Raw genomic sequence first — 14,340 nt, 5'->3', positions numbered from 1 at the left:
GCATGTGACACGACGGACAACTATGTGATTACATGACGGTCCAGGCCGCCCCAGCGAAGCAGCGCTCGATTGGGAGCCGGTCAGCGAGACACATAGTGTGACCGGCACCACAAGTGCGGCAACGACTCATTTCGCATATCCAACATATGCTGAAATCGGTATCGATATGCCAAATTCGTGCTTAGCCGGCCGGCCGGTATTGATTACCCTTGAACGGTCTCGAGCACCCCGCCTTACCTGGCCAACTCCTCATCCGGCCGGCGTTAGCGCGCCCGACCCGATCGACCTCACTCCCGCCTCATGACCAAGGAAATCCGACTCAACACGTTCGCGCTGGCTGCCCCGTCCCATCTGTCGATGGGGTTGTGGCGGCATCCTCGCGACCGCTCGCTCCAGTACAACCAGCTTTCCTACTGGACCGATCTCGCACGCATTAGCGAGCAGGGAAAGTTCGACGCGGTGTTCCTGGCCGACGGCATCAGCCTCTACGATGTGTACAAGGGCAGCCCGGACACCGCCATCCGCCATGCCGTGCAGTTTCCTCGGCTCGATCCCATCCTGCTCGTCTCGGCCATGGCCCATGTGACAAAGCATGTCGGCTTCGGCATCACGAGCAGCGTCTCCTACGAGCCCCCGTACCTCTTCGCACGCCGCATGAGCACCCTGGACCATGTCACGGATGGGCGCGTGGGCTGGAACATCGTCACCAGTTTTGGCGACAGCGGCACCAAGGCGCTCAACGGCCAGGCGGCCCGCGCCCATGACGACCGCTACGACGTGGCCGACGAATACATGTCGCTGGTCTACCAGTATTGGGAAGGCAGCTGGGAGGATGACGCCGTGTTGCGTGACAAGGAACAGGGCATATTTGCCGATCCCGCGCGCATCCACACCGTGAATCACGAAGGCGAGTTCTTTCGGAGCGAAGGCATTCACATCTGCGAGCCATCGCCGCAGCGCACACCGCTGCTGTTCCAGGCCGGCACCTCGGCGCGCGGCAAGGCGTTCGCCGCCCGGCATGCCGAATGTGTGTTTATTTCCGCACCCAGCAAGAAGGTTGTGAAGGATGCCGTGGACGACCTGCGCCAGCGTGCCGTGCAGGCCGGACGGCCCGCCGATAGCATTAAGGTCTTCCTTTCGCTCACGGCGATTCCCGCCGCCACGGACACGCTCGCACAAGCGAAATTTCGGGACTACCTGCAGTACGCATCCACCGAAGGCGCGGCGGCCCTGTTCTCGCGCTGGGCGGGGATCGACCTCTCGAAATACAGCCTTGACGACCCGATCGAGTACGTCGAATCGAACCACATGCAGTCGGTCATCAACAACTACACGCGTGCTGACCCTGACCGGGTCTGGACGTTCCGCGAGATCCTCGAACGCGTGGCCATCGGCGGGGGCAGCGCCAGTCTGCTGGTGGGCTCCCCCGCCACCATCGCGGATCAGATGCAGGCGTGGGTGGACGAGACAGGCATCGACGGATTCAACCTCGGCTACGCCGTCGCCCACGAAAGCTTCCAGGACTTTGTCGACCTAGTGGTGCCCGAGTTGCAGCGCCGCGGCGTCTACAAGCGCGACTACGCGCCCGGCACGCTCCGGGAAAAGCTCTACGGCGAAGGACTCGCCCGTCTGCCGGCATCGCATCCGGCTGCGCAGGCACGTCATGGCCATCAGCCAGCGGTCTCCGCACTGCCGGTGGCATGACCCTGGCCGACGCTCCCTCAACTTTAGCAAGGCAACGTACCGTGCCAAAAGAAATTCGCATCAACGCCTTTGTCACCTTTGCCCCGAGCCATCTCTCGCCGGGTCTCTGGAAGCATCCGCGCGACAAATCCCTGCAGTACAACACGCTGTCCTACTGGACGGAACTGGCCCGGATCGCAGAGCGAGGGCTGTACGACGCGCTGTTCTGGGCCGACGGCATCAGCACCTACAGCGTCTACGGCGGTTCCCATGCGCCGGCCATCCGCGGCGCGCTGCAGTTTCCACGGCTGGATCCGCTGTTGCTGGTCTCGGCCATGGCGCAAGTCACCACGCATCTGGGTCTTGCGGTCACGAGCAGCACGACCTACGAGCCGCCTTACCAGTTCGCCCGGCGCATGTCCACGCTCGATCACCTCACCAACGGCCGCGTGGGATGGAACATCGTCACCAGCTTCGGAAGCACCGGCACCAAGGCAGTGGGACTGGGCAATTCGCGTGGGCACGACGAGCGCTATGACGTGGCCGACGAATACATGGAGTTGCTTTACAAGCTCTGGGAAGGAAGCTGGGAAGACGATGCAGCGGTGCGCGACAGCGAAGCCCAGGTCTTCGCCGACCCGGACAAGGTCCACGACATCCACCACGACGGCAAGTATTTCCAGATGGAGGGTGTGCACTACAGCGAGCCGTCGCCCCAACGCACCCCGCTGCTCTACCAGGCCGGTGCCTCGGGGCGAGGCAAGGATTTTGCGGCCACCCATGCGGAGTGCGTCTTCATCAGCGCGCCGAGCAAGAAGGTGATCCGCGATACCGTAGACGAAACACGCCGTCGCGTCGCCGAACAGGGTCGTGATCCCGCGTCCGTGTTGTTCTTCATGCTGCTGACCGTCATCGTCGGCCGCACCGAGGAAGAAGCCCGCGCCAAGCTCGCCGACATCGAACAGCACGTGAGCCTGGAAGGCGCGCTGGCGCTGTTCTCGCGCTGGACTGGCGTCGACCTTGCCGGCCGCGATATCGGCGAGCCGTTCTCGTATGAGAAAAGCGAGGCAATGCAATCGACCATCGAAGGGTTCACGATCGGCGATCCCGACCGGGCGTGGACGATCGGCGAACTCGCGCGCCACAACGCCATTGGCGGCAAGGGCCCGGTCATCGTGGGATCGCCTGAACAGGTGGCCGACGCGATGCAGGCATGGATCGAGGAAACCGGCGTGGACGGGTTCAACCTCAGCTACACGATCATGCCGGACTCACATACGGACTTCGTCGATCTCGTGGTTCCGGAACTGCAGCGCCGCGGCGTCTACAAGACGGCGTACCAGCCCGGCACGCTGCGCGAAAAGCTCTACGGCCCTGGCCGCGCCAGGGTTGGCGACGACCACGCTGCCGCGCAATACCGCGTGTGGGGCCAGAGGAACGCCGAACCGACCGCAGCCACCGCTGAAGCCATTGCCGATCCCGCCGCGGTCTCCGTGGCTCTCTGAACGCACCTGTTTTATCCCATGAGCACCTATCCCGTACCCCGCATCGCCATTGTCGGGGGCGGCTTTGCCGGTATCGCCGTAGCCTTGCGCCTGTTGCGCCAGTCGACGGTATCACTGCATATCCAGCTCATCGACCCCGCCGGCACACCGGGTCTCGGCGTGGCCTACAGCACCGCGCTGGATCACCATCTTATCAACGGAGTGAGCAAGGCGATCAGCCTGTTCGATGAGGAGCCGACCCATTTCACCGACTGGCTCGCGCGTCAGGCGCAGGCAGGTGGCTGGGCGCCGCCCGAAGGCGTTCCCCTCGCGGACAGTCTTCCGCCGCGCCGGCTCTACGGTGTCTACCTGCAGGAAACCTGGTCGGCCACGCTGGTCCAGCTGCGCCCTGGCGTGTCGCTCGAGCATGTGCGGGCCCGCGCCACCGGCCTGCAGGCCACCGGCTCCGGCTATGCGCTGACGCTCTCCAACGGGCAGCGCCTGCTCGCGGACAAGGTCGTGCTCGCCACGGGGCTGATGTACCGTCGCGCCGACCACCTGCCCTTCCCTGTCAGCGAAGCCGTCCTGCAATCGCCTCGCTACGTGGCCGACCAGTGGGCGCCGAGCGCCTGGGACGGCGTCGAGCGTGATGACCGTATCGTGTATCTCGGCTCAGGCCTGAGCGCCCTTGACGGCCTGATCTCGGCCGAACACGCCGGATTCCGCGGGCGTTGCGATCCGCGGATGCTACGCAGTCATCGTGAATTTTTGATGACTCTTAATGGAGGCCGCGCCAAACCGGGGGCCGATTAAGCGGCAAAGCATTGGCCTTGTTCTCCGGCGATGGAGGGATACCATCGTTCAACGTAAGACCGTAGTTGGTTATTGAGCACGGTAGTCCGGATTTGCAGCAGGTTGTGCGCGTGCCGAGGCCGCCACGCCATCTGCTGCCGTTGACGAATCGCTTGCTGACCACCTGGTTGACGGCTGACTCGACAAAACCTGATGCAATGGGCTCCCCATGCCGATAGCGGTCACCTAGTTCACGATGAAGTGCCGATTGTTTTCGAGGTAGGCAATGAACTCCTCGAGCTTGCCAAGGAGTTTGGCTTCCTCGGGGCTTGCCTCAGCTTCCAGATCGCAGCCCAGGCTTTCCAGTCGGCGCAACGCCGGTTGGGGCAGCCGTGCCACAGGTGCCACTTGGCGCCATGCAGCGCTTTGATCAAGGCAGCGTTGCTAGGACCGTCGCAGTGTGCCGGCCTGCCCTTGTTCATCTGTTCGAGGTTCTGCACCCGCAAGGCGATGTGAAACCAATCGAGGATGCACTCACCGCGATCACCAAGCCGAACTGGGTCGACTGTACGGTATCCCCGCCGTCGATGCACCGGCTGGCCCAGCTCGGTAGGGATTCCAGGTGCGCCCCGATCTCTCTTCGTCGTCGGTCGGGCTTCTGTGGCAAGACGACGTCAAATTCTGCTAGCCACCCACGGAGCCGGTTGTAGCACGCGGTGCACTCCTCGACAAAGCCCTGGCGGGTGCGATGCAAGCAGAGGATGGCTTGCTGGTGTTCGTCCTTGATCGGTACAAAGCGCATGTTGGCGCAGGGCACCGCCCCACAGATCGCCGCCGCATCGGCTGCATCGTTTCGATACACTGAGCTTTCTTTGCGACGCTCGGGAAGCGCCGAGGCGGTAGTCCGTTGTCGCGCGCACTGGCCTCGCAACGGTGGCGACGTCGCCGCCTATCCGCGAATCGAGTCCGCCACGGCCGTAATCGCAGATAACTGGGATCTCCCCAGCGGGGCGTGGCTGCGACGTGCGCGTTCCAGACAAGCACCGTTCCACATGATGCGCGATCGGTTCAATGCCGGGTCGCCGAGGCTGCAACCGGCAAGGACGACGTCGGCGCCACGGTCGATGCCGACCCAGCCGCGCTAGAAGGTTACCAGTTGTAGGGCGCAATTCCTCGATCCGGTTAATCGGATGCGGTCCCGGAGGGGAGCACTGCGTCCGCTGCGCAGCAACAATCGCGATTGACACGGAGAGTCATATCAGCTGTTCGATGAAGGTATCAGCGGTGGCTGGCAGGCCCAACAGCCCGAGATACTTGGGACGGTCGCGCTCCCACTCCGTGCCAGGGATGAGCATTTGTTCACCATCACGAAAGCGCATCAAATGGTCATGGCGCGCCACAGCAGGTAAGGATCCCCGTCCCGCCTGAATGGATCCGACAGGAAGGCATCCGTATCCGGTGGTACAGTCGGACTTCAACCCAAGCTGCGGGCGACAGCGGCTCTCAAGTGGGTTCGACTCCCGCTGCCGTCCGCCATCGCTCTCGTCCTATCCGCAGGCGCCCTCAGGCATTTTCATGTCACGTGCCGGCCCGGCATCAGTCCCGCATATTCCTTCCCCAGGTGCTGCGATCGCCAGTTTGGGATTTGATGGCTAGGCGGTCAAAGCGAATGCGCAATCGCTTGACCTTGTGCAGCCAGGCGATGGTGCGCTCGATCGATCGGGCGGTGCTCAACGGCATTTTCTTCGTCCTTCAGTCCGGCATTCGGCGTTTGGGACCATCTCCACGAAGTGTTGTTGGCCAAGTTACTTGCGGCGGACCGCATCGATTGGTCACGTGTCATAGTCGATTCCTCGCGACCACTGCCCAAGCCAAGCATCGTCCAGGGTGATCGTGGATACGACCACGACAAGTATCGCCAGCCGCTGCATGCCAACGGCATCAGCACCGAGATTGCTCGCCGCGGCGAGCCGCATGGCAGCGGCCTTGGCAAAACCGCTCGGTCGTCCGTCGTCGAGTATTGGTTTAGCCATGTCCTTTGCGCGAGGAAAACAACGCAAAGGATCGGGATCCGGGGATAGCCAAGCCGCGCCAAAGTGGAGCTGTCGAGTGCAACCACCTACGGGAGGAGCCGAAATGAAGCTTATCGTAATCGGCATGGATATTGCCAAGCACGTCGTCCAACTGCATGCGGTCAACCCGTACACGGGCGAAATCGAGTACATAAAACTCAGGCGAAGCCAGCTTCTCGAGTTTTTTGGGAGGAGGGAACGCTCGCCGGTGGCGATTGAGGCCTGTGGCGGAGCACACCACTGGGCGCGACAAGTGCAGCACCTCGGACACGACGTCATGCTCATCTGCGCATGCTCAGTGCAGTCCATTCGTGTTGCGTAACAAGACGGACGCCGCCGACGCTCGCGCCATCTGGGCGGCAGTCCAGCAATCCGAGGCACAGTTTGTTGCGATCAAGAGCGAAGCGCAACAAGCCATTCTTGCGCTGCACCGCTTGCGCGCACAACTGATTCGTCGCCAACAGCCCTGCGCGCTGCGGCGACCGCCGGCTGGTAATCCGCCACTTCCAGCCTATACGTGTTGTCGGCTTTGCGCACATGCAGGTGAATCATTGCGCCCCGGACTCCAAGCATTCCTTGGCGCACAAAGCGAGTTCTGCCGGCTCAATCGGCAATCGCGGATGGTCCACTTGCATCTTGCTGGCCCCGTTCGGCGCAACAGCTAGCGCATAGGGTGTGCGACCACTATGACTGGTTACGCTGCTGTGCCCTCAAATCAATGAGGAACAGCTGGACGGAAGCACGATACCGACCGACTTGGCGAACAGTTCGACAATCCGATCGATGTCCGGCTCGGTGCAGATGAACGGTGGTGCGAACAGCACGTGATCACCGCGCACGCCATCGACGGTCCCACCCATGGGGTAGATAAGAAGGCCGTTCTGCATTGCGGTGGACTTCAGCTTGGCATGTACCTTTATGGCCGGATCCAACGTCGCCTTGGTGGCCCGGTCTGCCACGAACTCCACGCCGACAAACAAGCCACGACCACGGATATCGCCGACATTCGGATGATCTCCGACTGCTTCGCGCAGCCGCGCGCGCAACTGCTCACCACGCGCCTGCACGTTGGCCAACAGGCCTTCCTCGGCGATAGTGCGCTGCACCGCTAGTGCGGCCGCGCAAGCCGTGGCGTGTCCGATATAGGTATGGCCATGCTGGAAGAAGCCGCTGCCGGCCACAATCGTGTCGTAGATGCGACTAGTCGAAATCATGGCACCGATCGGCTGATACCCGGCACCCAGCCCCTTGGCGATGGTCACGATGTCCGGAACCACACCGTCTTCCTCGCAGGCGAACAGATAGCCGGTGCGGCCCATGCCAGACATCACCTCATCTAGGATTAGCAGTACCCCGTACTTGTCGCATACTGCGCGGACTCGCTTGAGGTAGTCGGCCACCGGAGGCAACGCCCCGGCAGTTGCGCCAACCACTGTTTCCGCTACAAAGGCCGCCACGCTTTCCGGCCCCAATTCCAGAATTTTTGCCTCCAGTTCGTCCGCCAGACGCTGCGCATACTGCATGTCGGATTCATCTGCCGCCTGGTCGCGATAAGCGTAGCAAGGGGAAACATGGTGTGCAGGCACCAATAGTGGCAAGAACGGCTCCCGTCGCCAGGCATTGCCGCCAATCGCCAACGCGCCAAGGGTGTTGCCGTGATAGCTCTGTCGACGAGCGATGAAATGCCGGCGCTCGCTCTGCCCAATCTCAACGAAGTACTGGCGCGCGATCTTTAGTGCGGCCTCGACCGCTTCGGAGCCACCGGAAACAAAGTAGACGTGATTCAGGTCACCAGGTGCCGCCTGCACTAGAGTATCCGCCAACGTTTCAGATACTTCCGTCGTAAAGAATGAAGTGTGCGCGTAGGCAATTGTATCGACCTGTTGCTTGATGGCCTCGATCACACGGGGATGACCATGACCCAGGCAAGATACCGCCGCGCCCCCCGAAGCGTCGATATAGCGCTGCCCTTTGCTATCAATGAGCTCAATGCCCTCGCCGGCAACTGCAACGGCAAGGGTATGGCGAGGATTTCGATGAAAGACTTTGGTCATGATGTTGTGTTCAAGAACCGTTTGAAGAATCTAGCTTGGCGCTCAAACGCCACCGCATGCCCTTGGGAGGCGCGATATTTGTGCTTACCTTCCCGACCCACGAAGTATAAGAATCCGCTACCCACTACGCAACATTTGATTCCTTTATTCGTCTGGAGATATACCCGATTCACAACCAGTTTTCGCCCCACGGGCTACACGCCCGCGTGCAGCCGTCAGTTAATTGTGCAACAATCGTTACATACACCCTAACAGGAATTGACGATGACAACGGGAAACCTCGCACCACCGCAGAACCTCGACGAGCTGCTGAAGCATCTGAGAGAGAGCTACGCGACGCTCAGTACCCAGTTCCAAGGCGGCGCCCGCTATCTTCTCGACCATCCGCAGGAGATCCCGCTCCTCTCGATGCGCAAGATTGCGGCGGATGCCGGCGTCCAACCGGCGACACTGGTGCGCCTTGCCCAGTTCCTAGGCTTCGAGGGATGGCAGGGCCTGCGCGAACTCTTTGTTGAGGAAGTTCGCGGCGGTCCACAGCCGTATGCCAAGCGCGCCAAGCAGGTAATGCGCGCTAGTGGTTCGAGCCGGATGCTTGCCGAAATGCTCGAAACGCAACATCAGAATCTGGATTTGGCCGGCGAGAATAACGCGGAATCCATGCCCAAGGCTGTCGATCTACTCAGCGCGGCAGCCAATGTCTATGTCGCGGGCTTCCGCGCCTGCTTTCCGATCGCCTTCACAATCCACTATATCTATCGACTGTTTCGGTCAACGGTACTGCTAATCAGGGGAGATGCGGGCACGCTAGAGATGGAGCTGCGTGCCTTGGCGGCGAAGGACGCCGTGGTTGTAGTGAGCTTTGCCCCTTACTCTACGGAAATTGTCCGAGTGGCCGATGCGGCTCGTGAAGCGGGCTGCCGTGTGATCGCCCTGACCGATAGCACGGTCGCGCCCATAGCGTTGCGAGCCGATTGCACACTGCTATTCTCAATCGATAGTCCCTCATTCTTTCCCTCTATCACTGCCGGCGTGGCCGTGGCCGAAGCCCTAGTTGAGCAACTGCTGGCCAAGAAAGGGAAGGGAGCGATCAAGGCGCTTGAGCATACTGAAGGTCAGTTGCACCAGACCGGCGCCTATGTACCAGCAAGGCGGAGCTGAGCCTCGGATCGAGGCATTAGGCAATACCCCCGTTGTTGAAATCACGGGGACCTGTCTAGGCACTCCGGCAATTTTAGGTTCTCCGATCGAGGTCGGTCGCAGCTGTGTCAGCAAGTCTTGGCATTCGCGGAGCAGTCGCGGAAGGCAGGCCGACCAGCGAGATAGTACCGCTCGCATGACCGCCCCCTTCGCCTGGTAGGGCATCGCCAGGATCCCAAGCTGATCAGCCATACCCCGCTTTTCGGTACAAGGGAAGAGCAAGCCTGCTGCCCACCTCGTATGCCACGCATGCTAGCCTCCGCAGCACAGCTTACTCAAATGCTTCGTCATTCGGCTGCTCATAAGCCCTCTTGACTGCCGCACTCATTGGGAAATCGAAGCTAACGTTCTTCGGGGGGATCGGCTTGCTGAACCATTTGTCGTACATCCTTTGGATCTCACCGCTCTTCATCAGGTTGGTGATGACACCATCGACGAGCTTCTTGAATTCAGGATCGTCACGTCGCATCATGAACCCATAGGCCTCGAACGATTGCGGCGTTCCAACTACAGTCCATTCCGCTGGGTTCGTGGCGAGCGTCTTCGCCCCCGACAGCAGCACATCATCCATCATGAACGCCGCGACGCGGCCAGACTGCAAAATCAGGAATGACTCCCCGTAGTCCTTGGCACTCTGAATGGTGATGTTGGTCTTCTTCTCATCGTTGAGTTTGCGCAGAATCCGCTCCGACGTGGTGCCCGCGTTGGTCACTACCGTCTTGCCGGTGAGATCAGAAAAATCATGAATCGGACTGCCTTTCTTGACCAGTAGTCGGGTACCGGCAACAAAGAATGTTGTAGAAAAGGCCACTTGTTGCTGACGCGACTTCAAATTGGTCGTGACGCCGCATTCGAGATCCACTGTGCCATTCTGAACCAGCGAGATGCGGTTCTGCGACGTGACCGGCACCATGCGGACCTGCAGGTTCTGCGCACCTGTCTGCTTCCTAACTTCGGCGATGACCTTGTCACAGATATCCTGCGAAAAGCCAATGACCTTCTGGTTGCTATCGTAGTAGGAAAAGGGTATTGACGATGTTCGGTGACCGATCGAAATCGTTCCCGATTCCTTGATGCGAGCAAGTGTGGCGCTGTCCGCTGGACCGGCTGCAAACACCAGGCTCGTCTGAAGAACCAGGCTCGCCACGCCGACAACTGAGAGAAGATTCATGGCTTTCATCTGTGTTGCTCCTAGGTGCACTTGGTGAACTTGGTGAACTGGTACGGGAGAACCACCGCAAACTCATAGTAGCCGCACAGAAACATACGATCCATCATGGAAAACCATGAAACAATCGAATCTCAAGGCGAGTGATGTTAGGAAACAATCACACCCGACTTGGCTAGGACGCTCCACTTGGTATATGACCTCAGGCCGGCGCGTACTGCACCGACCCGAGGCGCCGCCACTAGTCCTTGATCTAATCGCAGCTCACTCAGGCAATCCCAGTGCCTCGGAGATCGTGGTGAGTTGCGGATTCATGGGTAAGCCGAGTTGCTCGCCCGTTGGCAACCGACGCGTAAACCAACGCTCATAGATCCACCGGATCTCTCGCGAAACAGCGAGATTCGTGAACGTTCGTTCCACCACGCACGCGAGTTGAGGATCCCCCTTTTCGGTAGACGATCCCATAGGGCTCGTAGGTGAGGAACTCCCCTACGAATGCAAGCCTGCTGCGGTCGGGGGCGTGGGCCAGGAAGCCCCGGAGCAGGACTTCATCGGTGGCGAATGCAGTCACATCCCCGGCGAGAAACAGATCGAAGGCCTGCTTGAGATCGGGTTGGGCGAGCACACGTATCTCAAGGGCCTGATTCTCCGAGAGCCGCCGCAACGCGGCCTCATTGGTAGTCCCCGCACCGACCGACACGGTGCGACGCCTGAGATCCCGATAAGATCGAATCCCATCTGACCTTCGACCAATAGCTTGGTCCCCGTCACAAAGATTCCTGATGAAAATGCGACCTCTCTCTGTCGGACGTGATTGTTAGTACTCGACTCACACTCCGGGTCGATCCTGCCGCCCTTGACTGCCGCGATTCGTTCCTCCGATGAAACATGGCGGAATGGATCCCGATGTCATCACGATCCAGTTCACGACGAATCTCGTCGACAATCTTTAGGCAAGGGTCGATCTAGTAGCCCTGTGGCGTATTTCCCTAACCGGCATAGGAGAATGGGAAGGCGGCATCGCGGTAGCACAGGGTGACAACACCGGTGTCCTTTACCCGCTTCACGGTGCCGGACAGCTCGGTGGCCTCTTGCGCCAGCACCATGCTTGAGCAAAGTGCCAATAGCCAAACTACAGGACCGAAGCCGCGCCACACGATCAGACTCCCTGCGGCGTCGAGGGGCCGACTGATTGCACCGGCACACTCTCAGGCAACCGCCTATCGGCCAAGACCTCCGCAGGCATGTCCTCGCCCACCTCCTGGCCCAACTCCCCTTCCCACTTCGACACGACCGACGTAGCAATGCTATTGCCCAGCACGTTGGTCGCCGTGCGGCCCATATCTAGGAACTGGTCCACGCCCATGATCAGCAGCAGCCCTGCCTCCGGAATATTGAACTGGCCCAGCGTCGCGGCAATCACGACCAGGGATGCCCGGGGCACCGCTGCCATCCCCTTGCTGGTGAGCATGAGGATCGCCAGCATGGCAAGTTGCTGCCCAACGGTCAGATGTACACCGTATGCTTGAGCGATGAACAGCGACGCAAAGGTGCAGTACATCATGGAGCCATCAAGATTGAACGAGTACCCCATCGGCAGCACGAAGCTGGCAATCTTGTTCGGGACACCAAACCGCTCGAGTTGCTCCAGCGTCTTAGGATAGGCTGACTCGCTGCTTGCCGTGCTGAAGGCCAGCAGCATTGGCGTGCGGACGAGTTTGACCAAGCCAAAGACTCGGCGGCCAAGCACAATGTAGCCCGCCAGGATGATCACCACCCACAGCAGCACCAGCGCCAGGTAGAACTCCCCCATGAACGTACCGTAAGTCTTCAGTACACCGAGCCCTTGCGTTGTCACAACGCTTGCAAGCGCTGCGAACACCGCTAGCGGCGCAAGGTTCATGACGTAGCCAGTCACCTTGAGCATTGCGTGAGCGACCTGGTCGAGGAAGCTAACGATGTCCTCGGCCTTATGGCCCAACGATGCGACAGCGATGCTAAAGAACGCCGAGAATACGACGATCTGCAGAATCTCATTGGTTGCCATGGCTTCCACAATGCTCTTCGGCACCAGATGCGTCACGAACTCCTTGAGCGACAGCGAATTCACCTTCAGGCCAGAGGAGGCCGCGGCATCCGGAAGTGGCAGATTCAGACCGATCCCGGGTTGCCACAAGTTTGCAAGCACCGCGCCCAAGGCCAACGACACGAATGACGCGCAGAGAAACCAGCCCAAGGTCTTCGCCCCGATTCGGCCGATAGCGTTGATATCTCCCATTTTCGCCACGCCGACAACCAGCGTCGAGAATACGAGCGGTGCCACAATCATCTTGATCAGCCTAAGGAACAGATCTGTGATCAGGGAGAAATAGCCCGCTAGCGCCTTGGTGTGCTCCGCATCCGGCGATGCGGTATGGCACGCGTAGCCCACCGCGATGCCGGCGAGCATACCGATCAGAATCCATGTTGTAAGCTTGAATCTCATGTTGTCTCCAGAATCTTTGCTACGTGAGCGCAGCATTAAATGGGCATGCTTTGTCAGTCCTGCTGCCGCCTCGTGGTCACGACCATGGCTTCGCCGTCGACGACAATATTGCCGTTCACGACACACACCGTTTTCAGGCGCGCACGGCGACGGTCAAACCACAGTTCCTCGATCGTGATCGTTGCGTGCACTGTGTCCCCAAGGCCGCCCGGGCGCAAGGAACGATAGCGTTTGGCCGAGATAGATCGTCCCTGGCCCAGGCAGCTTGTTGGCGACTGCCGCCGAAATTACGCTCGCGGAAAGTAATCCGTGAGCAATGCACCCCTTGAACGGACTTTCGGTGGCAAACATCTTCGTTGATGTGAATCGCGTTGTTGCCGTCCCCGGACACCGCCGAGCGAATAGCACGATGTCGGTTTCGGTACTGGTCTTGGCGAAGGTCGCCGTCATAACGACAGAGAGATCCTCTATATCGAATCCGGAAAGTGCATTCATGTCGCGTTTTTTTCAGCGCGCAGGTATCCAAGTGGCGCGCAGGTGCGCCACATCCCTCAGTTGAACGACGGTATTATGTTAACCGGACGCCGTTATCGACCGTAGAACTGCGGTGGACGCTTCTCAAGCATGGACGCCACGGCTTCGAGGTGATCCTCGGTGTTGTGGCACATTCCTTGGAAAACGGCGCAGTGGTCCAGGAAATCGGGAAGTTCCATACGCCTTGCGGCCTTCATTAGCCGCTTGGTCAGGCGCAGTGCCTGGGGCGGTTTGGTGGCGAAGCTCCTCGCCAGCGCCATTGCCCTATCCATTAAGACTATGCCTTCGACGACTTCAAGCACGATGCCAAGCTCCTTCGCTTCCTCCGCCTGAATCGCGCGGCCGGAAAAGGTGAGCTCTGCCGCGCGCTGATAACCGACGAGGCGCTGCAACAGCCATGCCCCTCCGTCGCCGGGAATGATCCCGACATTGACGAAACTCTCCGCCATGGTGGCCTGTGTGGAGGCGATGCGTATGTCGCACATGCAGGCCAGATCGAAGCCAGCGCCAATGGCCGGCCCGTTGATGGCTGCAATCGAGGGGACATCCAGACGATCTAGCGCCAAGGGTATGCGTTGAATGCCTTCGCGGTAGTGCTTCTGGACTTCGTAAACATTGCCACCGAAGCTCCCCTCACGGTTGAGCATGTGCTTGATATTGCCGCCAGCGGAGAAGGCCTTGCCGGCACCCGTAAGGATAAGCGCCGCAATCGACTCGTCACGGTTGATCCACGCTACGGTCTGCTCGATGTCGTCCACCAACCGGGTGCCGGTAAGTTCATTGCGCACATCATCGCGATTCAATGTTAGAACGGCAACTCGATTTTCAACGGTGAGGACCGCATCAGCAAGTTGGGGTTGTACGCTCATAT

Annotated in this window: 13 protein-coding genes, 1 tRNA gene and 3 pseudogenes; 7 read left to right on the top strand and 10 right to left on the bottom strand. The window is 60.0% G+C overall.

Annotated features, from left to right (window positions below):
- Positions 1–300 precede the first annotated feature (300 nt).
- From ACX12D_RS37535 to ACX12D_RS37525, 3 genes are read left to right on the top strand one after another with little or no spacing between them, the layout of a single operon-like run.
- Positions 301–1,704, top strand: a complete 1,404-nt coding sequence (locus ACX12D_RS37535; RefSeq protein ID WP_459376874.1) for an LLM class flavin-dependent oxidoreductase — start codon at positions 301–303, stop codon at positions 1,702–1,704.
- A 41-nt stretch (positions 1,705–1,745) separates the two neighbouring features.
- A complete protein-coding gene (locus ACX12D_RS37530) occupies positions 1,746–3,188 on the top strand; it encodes an LLM class flavin-dependent oxidoreductase (RefSeq protein ID WP_459376873.1) in 1,443 nt (480 codons plus the stop codon).
- An 18-nt stretch (positions 3,189–3,206) separates the two neighbouring features.
- The gene (locus tag ACX12D_RS37525) at positions 3,207–3,980 is read left to right on the top strand and encodes an FAD/NAD(P)-binding protein (protein WP_459376872.1); all 774 of its coding nucleotides are present in this window, start codon (positions 3,207–3,209) and stop codon (positions 3,978–3,980) included.
- 225 nt (positions 3,981–4,205) lie between these two features.
- On the opposite strand, the gene ACX12D_RS37520 is transcribed toward ACX12D_RS37525, so the two are convergent.
- Together ACX12D_RS37520 and ACX12D_RS37515 are read right to left on the bottom strand one after the other, a co-directional pair.
- Positions 4,206–4,358, bottom strand: a complete 153-nt coding sequence (locus ACX12D_RS37520; RefSeq protein ID WP_459376871.1) for a hypothetical protein — start codon at positions 4,356–4,358, stop codon at positions 4,206–4,208.
- A gap of 187 nt (positions 4,359–4,545) precedes the next feature.
- Positions 4,546–4,815 (bottom strand): annotated as a pseudogene (locus tag ACX12D_RS37515) (IS110 family transposase); the annotation flags it as partial.
- Between the two features lie 584 nt (positions 4,816–5,399).
- Between ACX12D_RS37515 and ACX12D_RS37510 the strand changes: the two are divergent.
- Positions 5,400–5,495 (top strand) — tRNA-OTHER (locus tag ACX12D_RS37510).
- Between the two features lie 60 nt (positions 5,496–5,555).
- On the opposite strand, the gene ACX12D_RS37505 is transcribed toward ACX12D_RS37510, so the two are convergent.
- On the bottom strand, positions 5,556–5,699 hold the full coding sequence (locus ACX12D_RS37505; RefSeq protein WP_459376870.1) for a hypothetical protein: 144 nt from the start codon (positions 5,697–5,699) through the stop codon (positions 5,556–5,558).
- 20 nt (positions 5,700–5,719) lie between these two features.
- On the opposite strand from ACX12D_RS37505, the pseudogene ACX12D_RS37500 reads away from it, so the two are divergent.
- Positions 5,720–5,956: pseudogene (locus ACX12D_RS37500) on the top strand (hypothetical protein); the annotation flags it as partial.
- Positions 5,957–6,095: 139 nt separating this feature from the next.
- A pseudogene (locus tag ACX12D_RS37495) lies at positions 6,096–6,486 on the top strand (transposase); the annotation flags it as partial.
- A gap of 93 nt (positions 6,487–6,579) precedes the next feature.
- On the opposite strand, the gene ACX12D_RS37490 reads toward ACX12D_RS37495, so the two are convergent.
- Positions 6,580–6,666: a hypothetical protein gene (locus ACX12D_RS37490; protein WP_459377442.1), complete on the bottom strand. Its 87-nt coding sequence runs from the start codon at positions 6,664–6,666 to the stop codon at positions 6,580–6,582.
- 75 nt (positions 6,667–6,741) lie between these two features.
- Positions 6,742–8,085 (bottom strand): aspartate aminotransferase family protein, encoded by a 1,344-nt coding sequence (locus ACX12D_RS37485; protein WP_459376869.1) that lies wholly within the window; start codon positions 8,083–8,085, stop codon positions 6,742–6,744.
- A gap of 264 nt (positions 8,086–8,349) precedes the next feature.
- On the opposite strand from ACX12D_RS37485, the gene ACX12D_RS37480 reads away from it, so the two are divergent.
- The gene (locus ACX12D_RS37480; protein WP_459376868.1) at positions 8,350–9,243 is read left to right on the top strand and encodes a MurR/RpiR family transcriptional regulator; all 894 of its coding nucleotides are present in this window, start codon (positions 8,350–8,352) and stop codon (positions 9,241–9,243) included.
- 310 nt (positions 9,244–9,553) lie between these two features.
- Here ACX12D_RS37480 and ACX12D_RS37475 read toward each other — a convergent pair whose 3' ends face one another.
- From ACX12D_RS37475 to ACX12D_RS37455, 5 genes are all read right to left on the bottom strand, one after another.
- Entirely contained in the window at positions 9,554–10,453 is a 900-nt protein-coding gene (locus tag ACX12D_RS37475; protein WP_459377441.1) for a glutamate/aspartate ABC transporter substrate-binding protein, read from the bottom strand.
- Positions 10,454–10,814: 361 nt separating this feature from the next.
- On the bottom strand, positions 10,815–11,150 hold the full coding sequence (locus tag ACX12D_RS37470; RefSeq protein WP_459376867.1) for a type 2 periplasmic-binding domain-containing protein: 336 nt from the start codon (positions 11,148–11,150) through the stop codon (positions 10,815–10,817).
- Positions 11,151–11,609: 459 nt separating this feature from the next.
- A complete protein-coding gene (locus ACX12D_RS37465) occupies positions 11,610–12,935 on the bottom strand; it encodes a dicarboxylate/amino acid:cation symporter (RefSeq protein WP_459376866.1) in 1,326 nt (441 codons plus the stop codon).
- Between the two features lie 53 nt (positions 12,936–12,988).
- On the bottom strand, positions 12,989–13,126 hold the full coding sequence (locus ACX12D_RS37460; protein ID WP_459376865.1) for a hypothetical protein: 138 nt from the start codon (positions 13,124–13,126) through the stop codon (positions 12,989–12,991).
- 396 nt (positions 13,127–13,522) lie between these two features.
- Positions 13,523–14,338 (bottom strand): enoyl-CoA hydratase-related protein, encoded by an 816-nt coding sequence (locus ACX12D_RS37455; RefSeq protein WP_459376864.1) that lies wholly within the window; start codon positions 14,336–14,338, stop codon positions 13,523–13,525.
- Positions 14,339–14,340: the final 2 nt, after the last annotated feature.

This window comes from Cupriavidus sp. PET2-C1 (genome assembly GCF_054515855.1).
This window is presented reverse-complemented; position numbering and strand designations above follow the sequence as displayed.